Origin of the sequence: Paenibacillus sp. FSL K6-2862 (genome assembly GCF_038005125.1) — a bacterium.
GTDB lineage: Bacteria > Bacillota > Bacilli > Paenibacillales > Paenibacillaceae > Paenibacillus > Paenibacillus illinoisensis_A.
The window spans coordinates 295,776-314,412 of the sequence record NZ_JBBOSN010000001.1 but is presented as its reverse complement, the minus strand read 5'-3'; the positions used below and the strand labels follow the sequence as shown (position 1 = coordinate 314,412).

The 18,637-nt window shown below is 50.2% G+C and carries 9 protein-coding genes, 13 tRNA genes and 3 rRNA genes; all 25 read right to left on the bottom strand.

Annotated features, from left to right (window positions below; translation table 11 throughout):
* Positions 1-14 precede the first annotated feature (14 nt).
* Positions 15-1,025 (bottom strand): 5-dehydro-2-deoxygluconokinase, encoded by a 1,011-nt coding sequence (gene iolC, locus MHB82_RS01445; protein ID WP_341173636.1) that lies wholly within the window; start codon positions 1,023-1,025, stop codon positions 15-17.
* Positions 1,026-1,213: 188 nt separating this feature from the next.
* Complete coding sequence (gene iolE / locus MHB82_RS01440) at positions 1,214-2,110, bottom strand: myo-inosose-2 dehydratase (protein WP_341173635.1); 897 nt, start codon at positions 2,108-2,110, stop codon at positions 1,214-1,216.
* A 60-nt stretch (positions 2,111-2,170) separates the two neighbouring features.
* Complete coding sequence (iolD, locus tag MHB82_RS01435) at positions 2,171-4,036, bottom strand: 3D-(3,5/4)-trihydroxycyclohexane-1,2-dione acylhydrolase (decyclizing) (RefSeq protein WP_341173634.1); 1,866 nt, start codon at positions 4,034-4,036, stop codon at positions 2,171-2,173.
* A 312-nt stretch (positions 4,037-4,348) separates the two neighbouring features.
* A tRNA-Gly gene (locus MHB82_RS01430) sits at positions 4,349-4,419 on the bottom strand.
* An 11-nt stretch (positions 4,420-4,430) separates the two neighbouring features.
* A tRNA-Pro gene (locus tag MHB82_RS01425) sits at positions 4,431-4,504 on the bottom strand.
* Between the two features lie 8 nt (positions 4,505-4,512).
* A tRNA-Leu gene (locus MHB82_RS01420) sits at positions 4,513-4,591 on the bottom strand.
* Between the two features lie 15 nt (positions 4,592-4,606).
* A tRNA-Arg gene (locus tag MHB82_RS01415) sits at positions 4,607-4,683 on the bottom strand.
* 8 nt (positions 4,684-4,691) lie between these two features.
* Positions 4,692-4,766, bottom strand: a tRNA-Gly gene (locus MHB82_RS01410).
* 133 nt (positions 4,767-4,899) lie between these two features.
* Positions 4,900-4,977 (bottom strand) — tRNA-Asp (locus MHB82_RS01405).
* A gap of 27 nt (positions 4,978-5,004) precedes the next feature.
* Positions 5,005-5,078 (bottom strand) — tRNA-Met (locus tag MHB82_RS01400).
* A gap of 17 nt (positions 5,079-5,095) precedes the next feature.
* Positions 5,096-5,171, bottom strand: a tRNA-Val gene (locus MHB82_RS01395).
* A 7-nt stretch (positions 5,172-5,178) separates the two neighbouring features.
* Positions 5,179-5,250, bottom strand: a tRNA-Glu gene (locus tag MHB82_RS01390).
* Between the two features lie 16 nt (positions 5,251-5,266).
* A tRNA-Ser gene (locus MHB82_RS01385) sits at positions 5,267-5,358 on the bottom strand.
* A 3-nt stretch (positions 5,359-5,361) separates the two neighbouring features.
* Positions 5,362-5,437: transfer RNA gene (locus MHB82_RS01380), tRNA-Asn, on the bottom strand.
* Position 5,438: 1 nt separating this feature from the next.
* Positions 5,439-5,514: transfer RNA gene (locus MHB82_RS01375), tRNA-Ala, on the bottom strand.
* Between the two features lie 88 nt (positions 5,515-5,602).
* Positions 5,603-5,679 (bottom strand) — tRNA-Ile (locus MHB82_RS01370).
* Between the two features lie 39 nt (positions 5,680-5,718).
* Positions 5,719-5,835, bottom strand: a 5S ribosomal RNA gene (rrf, locus tag MHB82_RS01365).
* A 75-nt stretch (positions 5,836-5,910) separates the two neighbouring features.
* Positions 5,911-8,838 (bottom strand): 23S ribosomal RNA (locus MHB82_RS01360).
* 334 nt (positions 8,839-9,172) lie between these two features.
* A 16S ribosomal RNA gene (locus MHB82_RS01355) occupies positions 9,173-10,724 on the bottom strand.
* Together the 16S, 23S and 5S rRNA genes with 13 tRNA genes alongside form the textbook arrangement of a ribosomal RNA operon.
* A gap of 647 nt (positions 10,725-11,371) precedes the next feature.
* Positions 11,372-11,920 (bottom strand): GNAT family N-acetyltransferase, encoded by a 549-nt coding sequence (locus MHB82_RS01350; protein ID WP_341173633.1) that lies wholly within the window; start codon positions 11,918-11,920, stop codon positions 11,372-11,374.
* Positions 11,921-11,941: 21 nt separating this feature from the next.
* Positions 11,942-13,546: a response regulator gene (locus tag MHB82_RS01345; protein WP_341173632.1), complete on the bottom strand. Its 1,605-nt coding sequence runs from the start codon at positions 13,544-13,546 to the stop codon at positions 11,942-11,944.
* Complete coding sequence (locus MHB82_RS01340) at positions 13,543-15,426, bottom strand: cache domain-containing sensor histidine kinase (RefSeq protein WP_341173631.1); 1,884 nt, start codon at positions 15,424-15,426, stop codon at positions 13,543-13,545. The genes MHB82_RS01345 and MHB82_RS01340 overlap by 4 nt, the downstream gene beginning before the upstream one ends.
* A 25-nt stretch (positions 15,427-15,451) precedes the next feature.
* Positions 15,452-16,300: a carbohydrate ABC transporter permease gene (locus MHB82_RS01335; protein WP_337039361.1), complete on the bottom strand. Its 849-nt coding sequence runs from the start codon at positions 16,298-16,300 to the stop codon at positions 15,452-15,454.
* The gene (locus MHB82_RS01330; RefSeq protein ID WP_341176566.1) at positions 16,297-17,208 is read right to left on the bottom strand and encodes a carbohydrate ABC transporter permease; all 912 of its coding nucleotides are present in this window, start codon (positions 17,206-17,208) and stop codon (positions 16,297-16,299) included. The genes MHB82_RS01335 and MHB82_RS01330 overlap by 4 nt, the downstream gene beginning before the upstream one ends.
* 86 nt (positions 17,209-17,294) lie before the next feature.
* On the bottom strand, positions 17,295-18,629 hold the full coding sequence (locus MHB82_RS01325; RefSeq protein WP_341173630.1) for an ABC transporter substrate-binding protein: 1,335 nt from the start codon (positions 18,627-18,629) through the stop codon (positions 17,295-17,297).
* Positions 18,630-18,637: the final 8 nt, after the last annotated feature.

The following is an 18,637-nucleotide window of genomic DNA, read 5'->3' as shown; positions in this document are numbered from 1 at the left end:
CATTCCTTAGTGATTCACGACACTATAATCTCGCCCCGTTTGCAGCGATCAATATAGTCATTTACCTGTTCTACCGTTGGCATCGCATCCGAGCAGCTGTGACTAGAAATGACGATACTTGCTGCTGCGCTGCCATACGCCATACTGCGTTCAATCGTCCAGTTCTGCATTAATCCGTACAGGAACCCTGCTGCATAGGAGTCGCCAGCTCCAAATGTCTTCACCACACGCGCTGGGTAGCTGTCTGCACGATGGGATAGCCCCTCGCGGGTATAGGCAATGGATCCTTCCTTGCCATGCTTGATAACAACAATTTTTGCTGAGTAGTCAAACCACTTTTGCGAGGTCACCTGATCGCTGCGCTGTGTATTATGGTCAAATGTCTCCATCATGTCGAATTCCTCACGGGTGCCCAGGATGATGTCGCATTTTTCAGCTGCAAGGTTGTAATACACTGCTGTTTCTTCCGCCGATGTCCAGGTGTAGGGACGATAATCGAGATCAAATACAATGACCGTTCCATGTTTTTTTGCATACGTTAGTGCCTGAAATACTGCTTCACGAGATGGGCTCTGGGCAAGAGCCGTTCCGGAAATTAGCAGCACTTTGGAATCCTCGATCAGCTGCTCCTGCACTTCACGGGCTTGTAACAGCAGATCAGCTACGTGGTCGCGATACATCAGTATGCTGCAGTCGGTTGGACTTTTGATCTCGGTAAAAGCAAGCCCTGTCACTGCTCCTGTGTCATCGGTTACCACATTGGACGTATCAATTCCGTTGCGTTCCAGATAACTATGGATGAATCTCCCCATCTGGTCATTGGCGATTTTCCCGATAAAAGCCGTCTCCATGCCAAGCCTGGACATGCCAATCGTAATATTGGCCGGAGATCCACCTACATACTTCGTAAACGTCATCGTCTCTTCCATCGGACGGTTAATCTCATTGGCGTTCAAGTCAATGCACAGTCTTCCGATTGCGGTAAAATCCGTCTTCCTGGAAGCAGGAAAGGAAACGTAAGCCATGGCTTAGAACCCCTTTCGTAAATGGAATAGTGTTCTAGATTAAAGGTGCTGGCCGATCCAGATAAAATATACTCTTCTCTCCGGAGACACCTTCTGTCTACATTGGTATTTTGATATGCACATATGAAAAACACCTTCGTTACCTAACCCTATGGAAATCACATTAAACTCATGCCGAATTAGATGGGCTACTTAATTAATGAATTCATGTACAAGAGGGAACGTTTCGCATACTCGTATGGATTATGAATGGCAGGATCCTGCTCGCCTTCAAGCATCGCCCACCCATCGTATCCCCGATCAACCAATTCCTGCATAATCGGTGCAAAATCAATGCATCCATCCCCGGGTACAGTAAATACCCCTTTGCGAATACAGCCAACAAAATCAGATTGTGCTGCCCGTGCCTCATCCAGTACATCCGGACGGATATCTTTCAAGTGAATATAGGCTATCCGGTCATAATGCTTACGCAGCAGAGCAAGTGGATCAGCTCCCCCGTAGTAGGCATGACCCGTGTCATAAAGCAAGTAAACGAGAGTAGGATCGGTCAATTCCATCAACCGGTCGATCTCCTCCGGCCGTTCCACTACGGTGCCGCCATGGTGATGGTATGTCAGTTTCAATCCATGTTCTCGTGCAATGGCACCAGCCTCGTTCAACCCTTCAGCAAGGATGTGCCACTCGATTTCACTGAGTCTTAGCACTTCCTTCTCATGCGGAGTCCGCCGTGGATCAAAATGCAGGGAACCCCCGATCTCTGCTGTACTAATCACCGTACTACCCATCGATTGCAGAAACTCCGTGTGTCTGCGATAGCTGTCCAGCTCTGATTTCCGGTATGCTGGGTCGGAGAGCAATACCGACTTCCACTGGGAAACGAGACGGATATTGCGCTTATCTAATTCCTCACGCAGTGCAGCTGGATCCGTTGGATATTTGCGCCCCATCTCCGTACCAGTCAATCCGAGTCGCTGAATATCATCCAAAATCTGCTCACACGTCGTGTTGTCTCCATGCTCCTTCACATCTTCGCCGACCCAGTTGATCGGATGAATCCCGAGCTGAAATGGCAGCTTGTTCATGGCTCCACATCTCCTTTATTAGAGTTCAGCATCTTGTCCGTTCAGATATACGGTGCTGAATTAAATGAGCTTTGCTTTGGCACGGCTGGCTTGCATTGCATGATGAGCACTTACCACCTTTTCTTCTGTTGATACCTCCGGCACGCCAACATTCCACCAGGATTCATATCCTCCTGCATTGGTCCCTGGTACAACCGGAATCTCGATAAGTGTAGTCACGCTCTCATTCCTTGCATCCTTGAGCGCCTGCTCCAGCTGCTCTGCTGTTTCTGCTCGATATGCTTGTGCTCCCAGACTGCGAGCATGTGCTGCAAAATCCATCGGCAGGTAATCCCCTGTCAGTCGTCCACTCTCCGATTCCCTATAACGAAACTCGTTGCCGAATCCGTCACTGCCGTGCTCACGCTGCAAATTATGAATGCATTGGAATCCATTGTTATTGAATAGCAAAATGGTGAACTTCTTCTGTTCCTGCAGACTGGTCACCAGCTCGGAATGCAGCATCAGGTAACTGCCGTCACCAACCATGGCGTATACTTCCCGATTCGGCTCGGCAAGCGCTGCTCCAAACGCACCACTCACCTCATAGCCCATACAGGAGAAGCCGTATTCCATGTGATACGTCTTCGGTTCTGCTGCTCGCCACAGGCGATGCAAATCTCCCGGCAGGCTACCCGCTGCACAAACAATGATGGAAGATGGATCAATATTCCGATTAATAATTCCAACGGCGGTGGTCTGTGCCAAGCCGGCTTCGTGCTCTAGTTCATACAACCGATCTACTTCTCGATTCCATTCACCCCGCAGATCAGCAACCTCGGATGGGCCGTAGCCGCTACGATATCCTCGTTCCTGCATTGCCTTTTGCAAGGCTTGCAGACCTTCTCGTGCATCTGCAAGAATGGCTTCCCCGCCCAGTTTGGCAGCATCCATACCGTTCAGGTTTAGGTTGATAAATGTCACTTCTGGATGCTGAAAAGCGGATCGGGACGCCGTCGTGAAATCCGAGAACCGGGTGCCGACGCCGATCACAACATCTGCTTCTCTTGCAAGCCGGTTTGCTGCCAGAGAGCCTGTAACCCCGATGGCCCCCACGTTGAGTGGATGGTCCCAGGACAGTGCACTCTTGCCAGCCTGGGTCTCGGCAACCGGAATGCCGAATGCCTCGGCGAAGGCAGCGAGCTGAACAGACGCCTCGGAATACAACACACCGCCGCCAGCAACCAGCAGCGGCTTCCTGCCACGGGCCAGCTGTTCCGCGGCCCGTTCAATGGCTGCCTGGACCGGAGGCCGGCGGTCCAGGTAATGCACCTTGCGGGCGAAGAACGCTTCCGGGTAATCGTACGCCTCTGCCTGCACATCCTGCGGCAGTGCCAGCGTTACCGCTCCCGTCTCCGCTGGATCCGTGAGAACACGCATCGCCTGTGTTACAGCAATCATTAACTGTTCAGGACGTACAATACGATCCCAATACTTGCTGACCGCTTTAAATGGGTCTGTAGCCGAGACGGTATAATCACTGCTCACTTCGAGCTGTTGCAGAACCGGGTCCGGTTCACGTGTGGCAAAGTTATCTCCGGGAAGCAGAAGTACAGGAATCCGGTTCACGGTCGCTGTTGCAGCAGCGGTAATCATATTCAACGCACCTGGGCCGATCGATGTGGTACACGCGTATATTTGCCTGCGATTCTTCTGCTTGGCATAAGCCGCTGCAGTGTGTACCATACCCTGTTCATTTTTGCCTTGCATGTACGTCAGACTTCCTGGGCTGCGTTCCAGTGCCTCTCCTATTCCTGTAACATTACCGTGTCCGAAAATACCGATAACACCCTTCACGAATTTGGTCTCCACACCATCTACGGAAATATACTGCTGGTCCAGATAGCGGAGCAGTGCCTGGGCCATGGTCAGCCGGATCGTTGTCATGGATTTCGTCTCCTTTCCCTTTATGGGTAAAGCGCTTAATCTACGTTAAGTTTAAGCGCCTTACCCATAAAGGTTAAGCGCTTAATTGGTATAGTATTACATCATGGCTAAATAGGCAAGATATTTTTGTAAGCGTTTTATTAAAATGAAGTCTAATTCGATCTATATGCTGCTAATCAACATTCCACAGGGTGAATTGTATTTGTTCAAGTTCAAAAGGATGTAATTGCAGTGAGTACGTAGTCTTGTGGGTACCCTAAAAGCACAAAAAAAGAGATGATCATGATCATCTCTTTTTTCTCTATATCCGTAAGCGGGTGATGGGAATCGAACCCACGCTATTAGCTTGGAAGGCTAAAGTTCTACCATTGAACTACACCCGCGTAAAATAATATCGGGATGACACGATTTGAACATGCGACCCCCTGGTCCCAAACCAGGTGCTCTACCAAGCTGAGCTACATCCCGTTATGTTATACCGGCGAGAGGACTCGAACCTCCACGGTTTCCCACTCGATTTTGAGTCGAGCGCGTCTGCCATTCCGCCACGCCGGCAAATAAGTTTTATAATGGCGCGCCCTGAGAGATTCGAACTCCCGGCCTTTTGATTCGTAGTCAAACGCTCTATCCAGCTGAGCTAAGGGCGCAAAATAATTGGAGCGGACGACGGGAATCGAACCCGCGACCCTCGCCTTGGCAAGGCGATGCTCTACCGCTGAGCCACGTCCGCATGCGGTATTAAATATTAAATGGCGGAACCGACGGGATACTCTCACTTCGTTCGAGACTGCGAAGCTAATGCTCTCGAAGTGTATGCTCCGACGAACCCAAAACGGATTCTCATCCCTGAAGCATAATCAAGATGGCGGAACCGACGGGATTCGAACCCGCGATCTCCTGCGTGACAGGCAGGCATGTTAGGCCAACTACACCACGGTTCCAGATCACTTTCTCTTAGGAAAGTATAATTGCGGGGGCAGGATTTGAACCTGCGGCCTTCGGGTTATGAGCCCGACGAGCTACCGGGCTGCTCCACCCCGCGTCGTTATAAAAGTTATATGGTGGAGGCTGAGGGGCTCGAACCCCCGACCCTCTGCTTGTAAGGCAGATGCTCTCCCAGCTGAGCTAAGCCTCCATATCTATGACCCGTAGGGGATTCGAACCCCTGTTACCTCCGTGAAAGGGAGGTGTCTTAACCCCTTGACCAACGGGCCTCACTAAAAAATCTTCTGGCGGAGAGAGAGGGATTCGAACCCTCGAGACGCTTGTGGCGCCTACACGATTTCCAATCGTGCTCCTTCGGCCAACTCGGACACCTCTCCATATGGCTCCCCGAACAGGACTCGAACCTGTGACAACTCGATTAACAGTCGAGTGCTCTACCAACTGAGCTATCAGGGAATGGTGGAGCCAAGCGGGATCGAACCGCTGACCTCCTGCTTGCAAGGCAGGCGCTCTCCCAGCTGAGCTATGGCCCCATGTTTGTTCACCCCACAAAGTGAAGTGTAGCTTCGAGGTTTATTCCGATTACTTTCCGGGGACCCCGTGAATTGCATAAATCTTGTATGGTGGGCCCTGGTGGACTCGAACCACCGACCTCACCCTTATCAGAGGTGCGCTCTAACCAACTGAGCTAAGGGCCCTTATCAAAAACTCGAAAAAAAATACCCCAGTGGGGTCTCGCTTGGCAGCATCCTACTCTCCCAGGACCCTTCGGTCCAAGTACCATCGGCGCTAGAGGGCTTAACGGTCGTGTTCGGGATGGGTACGTGTGGAACCCCTCCGCTATCGCCACCAAACGATGCTGCTATACACTCAGAGATCATTCTCTGAAAACTAGATCCGAAACGAAATTTGCGACTAGAACCTGCAATTTGGATAAGCCCTCGACCGATTAGTACTGGTCAGCTCCATGCATTACTGCACTTCCACCCCCAGCCTATCTACCTCGTCGTCTTCAAGGGGTCTTACATACTGGGAAATCTCATCTTGAGGGGGGCTTCACGCTTAGATGCTTTCAGCGCTTATCCCGTCCGTACATAGCTACCCAGCGGTGCTCCTGGCGGAACAACTGGTACACCAGCGGTACGTCCATCCCGGTCCTCTCGTACTAAGGACAGCTCCTCTCAAATTTCCTACGCCCACGACAGATAGGGACCGAACTGTCTCACGACGTTCTGAACCCAGCTCGCGTACCGCTTTAATGGGCGAACAGCCCAACCCTTGGGACCTACTTCAGCCCCAGGATGCGATGAGCCGACATCGAGGTGCCAAACCTCCCCGTCGATGTGGACTCTTGGGGGAGATAAGCCTGTTATCCCCAGGGTAGCTTTTATCCGTTGAGCGATGGCCCTTCCATGCGGTACCACCGGATCACTAAGCCCGACTTTCGTCCCTGCTCGACTTGTAGGTCTCGCAGTCAAGCTCCCTTATGCCTTTGCACTCTTCGAATGATTTCCAACCATTCTGAGGGAACCTTTGGGCGCCTCCGTTACTCTTTAGGAGGCGACCGCCCCAGTCAAACTGCCCACCTGACACTGTCCCCGTACCCGCTAAGGGCACCAGGTTAGAACCTAGATACGATCAGGGTGGTATCCCAACGGTGCCTCCACACAAGCTGGCGCTCATGCTTCAAAGGCTCCCACCTATCCTGTACAGATCGTACCCAAATTCAATATCAAGCTGCAGTAAAGCTCCATGGGGTCTTTCCGTCTTGTCGCGGGTAACCTGCATCTTCACAGGTATTAAAATTTCACCGGATCTCTCGTTGAGACAGCGCCCAAGTCGTTACGCCATTCGTGCGGGTCAGAATTTACCTGACAAGGAATTTCGCTACCTTAGGACCGTTATAGTTACGGCCGCCGTTTACTGGGGCTTCGGTTCACAGCTTCGGGATTACTCCCTAACCGCTCCCCTTAACCTTCCAGCACCGGGCAGGCGTCAGCCCGTATACTTCGCCTTACGGCTTCGCACAGACCTGTGTTTTTGCTAAACAGTCGCTTGGGCCTTTTCACTGCGGCCCCCTCGTGCTATTCACACTACCGGGGCACCCCTTCTCCCGAAGTTACGGGGTCATTTTGCCGAGTTCCTTAACGAGAGTTCTTCCGCGCGCCTTAGAATTCTCTTCTCGCCTACCTGTGTCGGTTTGCGGTACGGGCACCTTCATCTGGCTAGAGGCTTTTCTTGGCAGTGTGAGATCATGACCTTCGCTACTGTAATTTTCACTCCCCATCACAGCTCAGCCTTAGGATGTGCGGATTTGCCTACACATCAGCCTTACTGCTTGGACAGACATCCATCAGTCTGCGTCACTACCCTACTGCGTCCCCCCATCGCTCGTAACGATTTACGGTGGTACAGGAATTTCGACCTGTTGTCCTTCGACTACGCCTTTCGGCCTCGCCTTAGGTCCCGACTTACCCTGAGCGGACGAGCCTTCCTCAGGAACCCTTAGGCTTTCGGCGGATCAGATTCTCACTGATCTTTTCGTTACTCATACCGGCATTCTCACTTGTATAATGTCCAGCGCTCCTTACGGTACACCTTCAACCCTTATACAACGCTCCCCTACCCCTGATGCAAAGCATCAAGCCATAGCTTCGGTGGTGTGTTTAGCCCCGTTACATTTTCGGCGCAGAGTCACTCGACCAGTGAGCTATTACGCACTCTTTCAATGGTGGCTGCTTCTAAGCCAACATCCTGGTTGTCTGTGCAACTCCACATCCTTTCCCACTTAACACACACTTGGGGACCTTAGCTGATGGTCTGGGCTGTTTCCCTTTTGACAATGGATCTTAGCACTCACTGTCTGACTCCCGGAAGTAAGTCTATGGCATTCGGAGTTTGACTGAGCTTGGTAACCCTTGCGGGCCCCGCACCCAATCAGTGCTCTACCTCCACGACTCTGTTTTCCGAGGCTAGCCCTAAAGCTATTTCGGGGAGAACCAGCTATCTCCGAGTTCGATTGGAATTTCTCCGCTACCCCCACCTCATCCCCGCACTTTTCAACGTGCGTGGGTTCGGGCCTCCAGTGCGTGTTACCGCACCTTCACCCTGGACAGGGGTAGATCACCCGGTTTCGGGTCTACGTCCACGTACTAACTCGCCCTATTCAGACTCGCTTTCGCTGCGGCTCCGGCTCTTCACCTTAACCTTGCACGGGAACGTAACTCGCCGGTTCATTCTACAAAAGGCACGCCATCACCCCTAAAATGGGCTCTGACTTCTTGTAAGCACACGGTTTCAGGTTCTATTTCACTCCCCTTCCGGGGTGCTTTTCACCTTTCCCTCACGGTACTGCTTCACTATCGGTCGCTAGGAAGTATTTAGCCTTGGCAGATGGTCCTGCCGGATTCATACGGGGTTTCACGTGCCCCGCACTACTCGGGATCCGTCTCGGAGAGAGCAGACTTTCAATTACAGGGCTTTTACCTTCTTTGGCGGGCCTTTCCAGACCTCTTCGTTTAACCGGCTCCTTTGTAACTCCATGTGAGACGTCCCACAACCCCAGAGAGCAAGCTCTCTGGTTTGGGCTGTTCCGCGTTCGCTCGCCGCTACTGACGGAATCACTATTGTTTTCTCTTCCTCAAGGTACTTAGATGTTTCAGTTCCCCTGGTATGCCTCTACACAACCTATGTATTCAGTTGTGAGTAACTGGATATTACCCCAGCTGGGTTTCCCCATTCGGACATCCCCGGATCAAAGCTTGCTTACAGCTCCCCGAGGCAGTATCGTTGTTCGCCACGTCCTTCATCGGCTCCTAGCGCCTAGGCATCCTCCGTGTGCTCTTAGTAGCTTAACCATATACTCCGGTTTCGACTTCTCACTTCCCTTGGTTTGCTTGCGCAAATCCAAAAGTCGTTCCAATTCGATACCATCGCAAAGCAGTTTTCGCTAATATTTGAAACTTGTTTAACACAAGTTCAGCTAAAAGGAATGTTCTAATTCGCAATTTTCGTTTCGATATCTAGTTTTCAAAGAACAAGCTCCATGCAAAAGCAAGCTGTTTTGAGAGTTTGAGCTCTCAAAACTGAGCAACGAGTGAGTTAAAAGCTTTACGAAGTAAAGCTCGCTTCGGAAGCATGCTTCCTGAAGACTTTTTGAATGTTTCCGCTACGGGAAACGATTCTCCATAGAAAGGAGGTGATCCAGCCGCACCTTCCGATACGGCTACCTTGTTACGACTTCACCCCAATCATCTATCCCACCTTCGGCGGCTGGCTCCTTGCGGTTACCCCACCGACTTCGGGTGTTATAAACTCTCGTGGTGTGACGGGCGGTGTGTACAAGACCCGGGAACGTATTCACCGCGGCATGCTGATCCGCGATTACTAGCAATTCCGACTTCATGCAGGCGAGTTGCAGCCTGCAATCCGAACTGAGACCGGCTTTTTAGGATTCGTTCCACCTCGCGGCTTCACAGCCCGTTGTACCGGCCATTGTAGTACGTGTGTAGCCCAGGTCATAAGGGGCATGATGATTTGACGTCATCCCCACCTTCCTCCGGTTTGTCACCGGCAGTCACCTTAGAGTGCCCACCCGAAGTGCTGGCAACTAAGATCAAGGGTTGCGCTCGTTGCGGGACTTAACCCAACATCTCACGACACGAGCTGACGACAACCATGCACCACCTGTCTCCTCTGTCCCGAAGGAAAGCCCTATCTCTAGGACGGTCAGAGGGATGTCAAGACCTGGTAAGGTTCTTCGCGTTGCTTCGAATTAAACCACATACTCCACTGCTTGTGCGGGTCCCCGTCAATTCCTTTGAGTTTCAGTCTTGCGACCGTACTCCCCAGGCGGAATGCTTAATGTGTTAACTTCGGCACCAAGGGTATCGAAACCCCTAACACCTAGCATTCATCGTTTACGGCGTGGACTACCAGGGTATCTAATCCTGTTTGCTCCCCACGCTTTCGCGCCTCAGCGTCAGTTACAGCCCAGAGAGTCGCCTTCGCCACTGGTGTTCCTCCACATCTCTACGCATTTCACCGCTACACGTGGAATTCCACTCTCCTCTTCTGCACTCAAGTCATCCAGTTTCCAGTGCGATCCGGGGTTGAGCCCCGGGATTAAACACCAGACTTAAATGACCGCCTGCGCGCGCTTTACGCCCAATAATTCCGGACAACGCTTGCCCCCTACGTATTACCGCGGCTGCTGGCACGTAGTTAGCCGGGGCTTTCTTCTCAGGTACCGTCACTCCTTGAGCAGTTACTCTCAAGGACGTTCTTCCCTGGCAACAGAGCTTTACGATCCGAAAACCTTCATCACTCACGCGGCATTGCTCCGTCAGGCTTTCGCCCATTGCGGAAGATTCCCTACTGCTGCCTCCCGTAGGAGTCTGGGCCGTGTCTCAGTCCCAGTGTGGCCGATCACCCTCTCAGGTCGGCTACGCATCGTCGCCTTGGTGAGCCGTTACCTCACCAACTAGCTAATGCGCCGCAGGCCCATCCTCAAGTGACAGATTGCTCCGTCTTTCCAGCTTCCTTCAGGCGAAGGAAGCAAGTATTCGGTATTAGCTACCGTTTCCGGTAGTTGTCCCAAGCTTGAGGGCAGGTTGCCTACGTGTTACTCACCCGTCCGCCGCTAACCATCAGAGAAGCAAGCTTCTCTTCAAGTCCGCTCGACTTGCATGTATTAGGCATGCCGCCAGCGTTCGTCCTGAGCCAGGATCAAACTCTCCAATAAAGTATTGAAAAGAGCGATTAGCTCATTTTGAATCTGACGAGATTAAAAATCTCATTTGTTGATCTTGCAAGCAAGATCATTTACTCACTCGTTGTTCAGTTTTCAAAGATCAAACGTCGTTCGCATCCGAGTGTTGTTCTCTTCAGCAACTTTTATATCTTATCATGTCCGAACCAATTTGGCAAGCACTTTTTTGAAGTTTCTTTCGCTTGTTAAGCTAGCTTACCGCACCGTGTTTCTTGTGTTTTCTTGGCCGGAATAAGAATATACCATGCTGAAATAGTAATTACTACATGTAAAATATCCCAAATGCTGATATTGATAAATGATTAGAGTTACATAGATACATTGACTAATACTCCTGCAGTCATCAGTGTGCAGACTATATCTAAACTTATCAGACAGAGGTCAACATCTATTCCAATCCATTCATTCAGGTAGACATGTATCGTTACAGTAAGAGGTGAGACTCATTAGTTTCTTTGTCGGAAGCATTTCTGGATTCGCAGTGGAAAGCATTCTGGTGACCTTTTATACAACTTATATGATCTACTACAAATCACCTACTACGTTATATATCCTCTATTAATAATAGAAGCCCATGATTAGATATCCGATTACAATGGCCCAACCACCGTCGGTTCTCTCTACTTGTTTCCGAATCTACCCATCACAATCGTATCGTAGTACTCTCCGTTCGCATGTCTGCGGTCCTTTTTCAACACACCTTCAATTTCAAAACCCATGCTATGGTATAGCTCTATTGCTTTATCATTGGTTTCTAATACAGTCAGCATCACTTTCTCAACACCGCTTCTGTCAGCCCAATGGAGTGACAATTCCAGCAGCTTATTCCCGATGCCATAGCCCCAGTAATTTCGGGCAACACACACCCCAAATTCAACTCTATGGGAAAACCGCTTCAGGTCAGACCCCTCACATCTGGCATACCCGACAATCTCATCCTGCACAGTAGCCACAAGAAACAAGTTTCGATCTTTCTCTGTGTCCAAACAGATAATGTTCCTGAACCCCGTTGCATCGATATAAGCTTCGCCCTGCTCCCGGTCCATGTTCTCCGTTTCTCCATCAATCTGTACACGAAGCGAGGATAAGGACTCCGCATCCTTTTCTTCTGCCGATCTAATCGAAAAAGCCATTCCTTTTATGATAAACTCCTGTTTTTGAATCTTCATATCTACCCTTCCCTCTATCTCCTATCCGAATTCGGATGGACTTTTGCCCGTAAGCATTTTAAATACCTGACTAAAATACGTCGCATTCCGGAACCCCGTCATCTCACTAACCTCGTAGACCATGTAATGACCTGATTGCAGCAGTTCTATTGCCTTTTGGATTCGATATCCGTTTAGATAACCCACGAAATTTTCCCCGGTTACCCTTTTGAATAGCTGGCTCAGATATTTGGGATGTACAAAAAGCCCCTTCGCTATAGCCTCAAAACTGATTTCTTCAGCATAATGCTGCTCCACATACTGTTTCACCTGGTCGACAAGTTTATTGCTCTTTTTCTCTGTCATCTCTTTCCGTGTCTGCTCGATCCATTCTCCAATAAATGCATCCATCCAGCATAGCAGATCCTGCAATGAATATTTGGTTTGAATGTCCCTGAGAAACTTGCTCATGGCCATGGGCGGGCGCAACAGGGGGTATTGTCTATTCCAACTGTGAATTAAGGTATTAAAAAGACTTACGGCTACCACCTGTACATCCTGAAGGCCAGTACACTTACCAACCTTAAACATCTGGCGGATTAAAAGCCATGCTTCTTCTGCCAAATCAATCTTCATGTCTGCCCATGACTCGTTCCATTGCTGCAGCAGCATAGAATAATCATGTACACTCGTTTCCACTCTTTGGATGGAGTTATATGAATAGATTCGGCTTCCTCCCTGAAATTCCGCCATCTCAAGTGCTTCTCTGCTCTCCAAATAAGAGTCCATTACCTCGCACAGATGATTTTTGGGTGTTCCAATCCCAGCACTCATCTCCATTTTGAGATACGTAAATACTTGGTCAATCATCCTTTCCACAATAGAGTACATCTCATCAAGCAGCTCTTCTCCGCCAAAAAGGAGCAGCACAAAAACCCGATCTGAATAATCCACGATCTCAACCTGACTGTTCGGTAAGCGCACCGTTTGTTCCTTAATCGTTTCCTGAATAATATCAGCCGCCCCGTAGCGGAGCAGCTGCCAGTCACGCTCTTTCATCTTTGTCAGAAATCCGGGGCGATTCAGCTGCAGACTAATCGTGCTTACCTGTGCAGACAAGGGAATACCCACATAATCCATACGTTCGCTAGGCAACTCATTGGCCTGATAACGTGTGGTCAGGAGTTCGTGCAGAAACTGTTTGCGCAAATAGGGAACTACCTTTCCGATCTCCTGCTTGTATGTTCGCTCCAGCCGCTCATGCCGCTCTCGCACCTCCTGTTCCAACATAACTTCACGCAGCACGGATTCGATCTCTTCCACCTCTGCCGGTTTCAGCAAAAAATGATTCACTCCCCACCGCATGGCGGCCCGAGCATTCTCGAATTCGTCGTATCCACTTAAAATGATAATCGGCAGATGAGGATAATTGCGGCGAATTGCCTGTGTTACCTCCAACCCTGTCATCCCTGGCATGTAAACATCGGTCATGACCAGATCAGGGCGCAGCCGCTCGAATTGTTCAAGCGCATCTACGCCGTTGGAAGCTGTGCCTGCAATTCTCAGACCCAGAGAAGGCCACTCAATATGTTCGGTTAAAGCCTTAATCATATGTGGATCGTCATCTACAAGCATGATGGTTTTCATATGTTTTCACCGTCCAGCCAGAGATTTAACTGCTCTTCCGTCTCAATACGCGGTAGTGAGATCGTTACTTGCACACCACCCGAGCTACCTGTACGTAAATGAACGCCATATCCTCTGCCACAATATAACTGAATGCGTTGATGTACATTCCTCACACCGATACCTCGTGAACTTTCCAGCCTCCACTCTGCTGGCAGACCTTGACCATTATCTATAATTTGAATAACAACCCTGGATGGATCCTCAGTCTCTTCCCATATTTCCACACGGATTTGAAGTGTCTCATCTTTGGGGTTTGCATGTATGACGGCATTTTCAATAAAGGGCTGCAAAATAATTTTGGGGATGTAACAGCTCCGGACACGCGGATCGATCTGTTCTTCATAATGAATGGAGAAAGGCAATCTTTCGGCCTGGATGCTGACATAACAACGGGCATGCTCCAGCTCATCACGAATTTTAATGAACATTTTGCCTCCACTAAGGCCAATGCGTAAAAGTTTGCTGAGCTGAACAATCATGCGGCTAATGTCTTTGGCTTCATAATCAAGCGCACGCCAATGGATCATATCCAGTGTATTGTAGAGAAAGTGAGGTTTGATCTGTGCCTCCAGCAGACTTGTCTGGGCCTCTCGCTTGGCGCGGCTCTCCTCCTTCACCTGATTCATCAATTCCGTCAGTCTGGAAGCCATATGATTGAAGCCATAAGCCAGATGAGCATACTCCTGGGTAAACGAGAGATGTACCCTGGTTTCAAAGTCACCCTTCTCAAGCTGTCTCATTCGCTTAATCAGCTGACGAAGGGGCCGGATAATGCGCCGGACAAACAAATACGCGAATACGGCTGAACATACCAGTCCGACCACAGCAATACCGAGCACCTGCCATCCGGCATACCTGACCGGAGATAGGAGGGTATGTACGGGAATCGTCTGTACCAAACGCCACTGAAGTGTAGCGGGCTTGGAATACAGCACGAGCTGCGCACCGCCACCGTCGCCAGATACCACCTCGAATCCATCTTCATTCTGCTGGGCATGCTCTTGAATCCATTCACTGTCTACGATCGGTAGCGTTCCCCGAGCGGCTGTATCCACTGGCAGGAGCGAATTAGCGACAACTACATCTTCATGACCACTGGAACGTTGCTCATAAGCCCTTACCGGATCGGCACCACCCATCTGCATTATGACGTTCCCCGCCGTGTCCACGAGCAGCACCTGTCCATCCAATACCATGGGCATGTCTGCAAATCGGCGTACAATATCGGCACGGCTCAAACGGATAAGGACATAGGCCGCCGTACTGCCACGACTGTCGAAGATCCGCTGGGCATAACCAACCAGGGAATGTCCTGATTCATTTTCCCGCAGAGGTACCCAGGCTGCATCTGCATGTTCCAGAGCTGCGAACCATTCGTCCCCTGCAATCGTATCTACTGGAAAGATCCGGTCAGGCATCGTGACGTTAACCCCATTGAACGCATCCGTATACAATTCCACGGAAGTGATGCCTTCACTAACAACAAGCGTATGGTCCAGTATTTTGGCTAACTCTCGTCTTTGGTGAATCTGTGTAAGCCTCCCTGTTCCTGCCGTCTCCAGCAAACTTGAGAGCTCTCTGTTGCTTGCCAGCGAATAGGCGGTTCCTGTCACTCCAGTAATAAAATCAAAGCCACGCCTGGTACTCTCGTTAAGGAGTGCCAGCCGTGCTTTGCTGATTTCGGTAAAGGTTACGGTAGAGAAAGACTGATATGCCAGCCAGACGATGCCTGATACAAGCAGCAGGTTAAACGCAATAAAGCAAGTCACCATCAGCGTGGTGAGCTTGCTTTGCTGCAGTTTGTGATTGATAAACAGGGATAATCTTCGTTTCCCCATGAAACCAACTCATTTCGTTTGGAAATTACCCTTTGAGTCCGGAGGTCGCGATCCCTTCCACGAAGTACTTTTGGCAGACCATAAATACGATGAAACAAGGCACGAGCGATAACACCGACATGGCAAACATCGGACCCCAATCCGATTGGGAGCTGGAATCCAGGAACAAGCGCAGCCCCAGCGGTACCGTGTATTTGCTGACATCGCTTAAATAGATCAGTTGACTGAAGAAATCATCCCATGTCCACAAAAAGGTAAAGATCATCGTGGTCACCAGCGCTGGAAAGGCCAACGGGATAATGACCTTCGTGTATATGCGTACAGGTCCACAGCCATCAATGGTTGCCGCCTCATCCAGCTCTTTGGGCAGACCGCGGAAGAATTGAACCATCAGGAAAATAAAGAAGGCATCCGTAGCAAGCCATTTGGGAACCACCAGAGGCAGGTACGTATTCACCCATTCCAAATGGTTGAACAGGATATATTGCGGAATCAGCGTCACATGATGCGGTAGCATGATCGTCATTAACATCAGGCCGAAGCAGATTGCCTTGAAACGAAAATCCAGTCTGGCAAAGGCATACGCTGCCATTGAACAAGAGACCACATTACCCAGGACCGCACCCAGTGACAGGACAATGGAGTTGGTCAGGAAACGGGAGAATGGGTTACCCTGGATTCCGGTCCAGCCATTCATGTAATTTTGAAAGTTCCATTCCTGCGGCCAGAACCACGTCTCCGTGAAGATCATATGTCCCGGCTTGAACGAACTGCCCAGCATCCAGAGCACTGGATACAGCATGACGAGGGCAATTCCTGAAATTAAAATATGTTTCGCCATGACCCAAAGAGCAGAATTCCGTTGTCCAATCATGATTTTCCACCATCCTCATAATGGACCCACAGCTTGCTGCTGCGGAATACCAGCAAAGTAAACACGCCGATCAGAATTACCAGCACCCAGGCCATCGCCGATGCGTAACCCATCTGAAAGAAGGAGAATCCCTTCTTATAGAGATACAGGGAGTACATCAATGTTGAATTTACAGGACCCCCACTGCCATTGCTGATGACGAAGGCTTGCGTGAACGATTGAAAGGAGGTGATCAGCTGCATGACCACATTGAAAAAGATAACCGGCGATAATATCGGCAGCGTTATATTGAAGAAACGCCGGAACGGACCAGCACCGTCTACCGCAGAAGCTTCGTCATATTCAGGTGGAATCTGCTTCAGGCCTGCCAGGAAAATAATCATGGATGATCCGAACTGCCATACGGACAACAGCACGATGGAGTACAGCGCATATTTTGGATTAGCCACCCAATCCGGTGCCTTGATACCCACCATGGCAAGCACGCCATTGAGCAGGCCGTCGCCACCCAGCATTTTACGCCATAACATGGCGATGGCCACACTGCCTCCAAGCAAGGTGGGGATGTAATATACGGTCCGGTAAATACCCAGCCCGCGAATTCCTTTGTTAAGCAGCATCGCGACAAGCAAGGCAAAGATCAATTTAACCGGAACGGACACAGCAACATACGTAAAGGTCACCTTCAACGACTGGATAAACAGCTTATCCGAGGTAAACATGGTCGTGTAGTTACCCAGACCGACCCAGGAAGGGGCGGCCAGGATACTATAGTCTGTAAACGAAATGTATAGTGAAACCAACATTGGGCCCAGGGTCAGAAACAATAACCCAACCAGCCATGGGGCCAGAAACAGAAGTGCTGCTCCACTATGGGCATACCTCCGTTTCACCCGTCGGGCTGTCATACGCTCGGTTCGGGCTTGACCGATCTGCGTTGTACTCATCTTCGCAACCTCCCCGCGGAATTTGAAGTCCAGATCTGTTCAAGGCTCTATTGACTCGATGCAAGTGTCGCCTTGGCACCTTCAATGAATTGGGCAATCACATCCGATGTGCTGCCTTGACCAAAGGCGATCTGCTCACTTGCGCTCTTGAAGCTGGTATCCACTTCGGAAAATCCCTGCGGGTAAGGAGGATCGATTTCACTGGAGTTTTTGGATACGACGTCGATAAACTGGAAGATGGCTTGCTCCGCTTCAGGCAGCGTAGGCTGCATTTTCTCACGAATGCTGGAGTTGACGGGTACTCCCCGCTCGGAGCCGAGAATAGCAGTTGCCTCCGGATCGTTCACCATGAAGTCAATAAACATGGCCACTTCCTTCGGATGTTTGGTTTTGGCGTAACCCGACAGGAACTGACCTGCTTTCAGGTATTCACCGATTTGTTTTTCGTTCTCGCCATGCGGGAGCACTTGTATGCCAAGCTTGTGATCTTGGTTTTTATTCACCTGCTGGAACGTCAATAATTGGTTGGACCACGCAAAATCCATGGCGGCCGTACCCAGCGAGATCGGACGTGTCTCCAATGCGTTGGTTGTGGACGCTGTCACTTCGGCAGGGGTAACGCCCCCGTTCTCGCGAAGGGCTCCCCACATGTCAAACCACTGCTGAAGCTCCTCAGGGGTTGCCGCCATCGTCCCACCTTCGAATAGTCCCTTGCCTGTTTGACGAATAAAAACCTCAAACATGTTGGTCGTTCCCGATACATCCGCTGATCCGTAGAAACCTTCACCCTTTTCTGCAGCAATCCTGGCTGCAATATCGCTAAAGTCCTTCCACGTCCAGCTCTCCTGAGGTTCTTCGATTCCAAGTTCCTTAAACAGAGTCGCGTCGTAAATGACTCCGGGTGCATTTACGCCTAACGTAATTGCATATAATTTATCATCAATCGATCCGGCTTTGAGCATGCTCGCGTCATGGTCATCTGTACGTAGCTCTTTACTCTCGCTGTATGGGGTCAGATCGAGAAGTGCACCACGCCGGGCAAAGTCGGTAAGAAAAGCATAATCCATCTGTACAATATCCGGTGCATTCGAACCAGCTACCTGCGTGGTCAGCTTGTCAAAATATCCGTCCCATCCGGAGTATTCCGGTTTGATTGTAATACCGGGGTGTTTCTCTTCAAACAGTTTAATCACTTTGGTCGTCAGATCATGGCGAGTCTGTGATCCCCACCAGGTCATGCGCAGTTGAATGTTGCCCGATGCAGCTTCCTCACTTCCCTCACCAGATGAAGCAGTAGACCCGGAAGATGCTCCGGAACAGGCTGTAGCCAATAACAATAGGGACATGCAGAACAGAGTTACCCATTTTTTAGTGATCAACATGAATGAAT

Bases quoted from the DNA above. Each gene is read 5' to 3' on its own strand.
- iolC (WP_341173636.1), bottom strand. From the start codon at position 1,025: ATGGCTTACGTTTCCTTTCCTGCTTCCAGGAAGACGGATTTTACCGCA.
- iolE (WP_341173635.1), bottom strand. From the start codon at position 2,110: ATGAACAAGCTGCCATTTCAGCTCGGGATTCATCCGATCAACTGGGTC.
- iolD (WP_341173634.1), bottom strand. From the start codon at position 4,036: ATGACAACGATCCGGCTGACCATGGCCCAGGCACTGCTCCGCTATCTG.
- MHB82_RS01350 (WP_341173633.1), bottom strand. From the start codon at position 11,920: ATGAAGATTCAAAAACAGGAGTTTATCATAAAAGGAATGGCTTTTTCG.
- MHB82_RS01345 (WP_341173632.1), bottom strand. From the start codon at position 13,546: ATGAAAACCATCATGCTTGTAGATGACGATCCACATATGATTAAGGCT.
- MHB82_RS01340 (WP_341173631.1), bottom strand. From the start codon at position 15,426: ATGGGGAAACGAAGATTATCCCTGTTTATCAATCACAAACTGCAGCAA.
- MHB82_RS01335 (WP_337039361.1), bottom strand. From the start codon at position 16,300: ATGATTGGACAACGGAATTCTGCTCTTTGGGTCATGGCGAAACATATT.
- MHB82_RS01330 (WP_341176566.1), bottom strand. From the start codon at position 17,208: ATGACAGCCCGACGGGTGAAACGGAGGTATGCCCATAGTGGAGCAGCA.
- MHB82_RS01325 (WP_341173630.1), bottom strand. From the start codon at position 18,629: ATGTTGATCACTAAAAAATGGGTAACTCTGTTCTGCATGTCCCTATTG.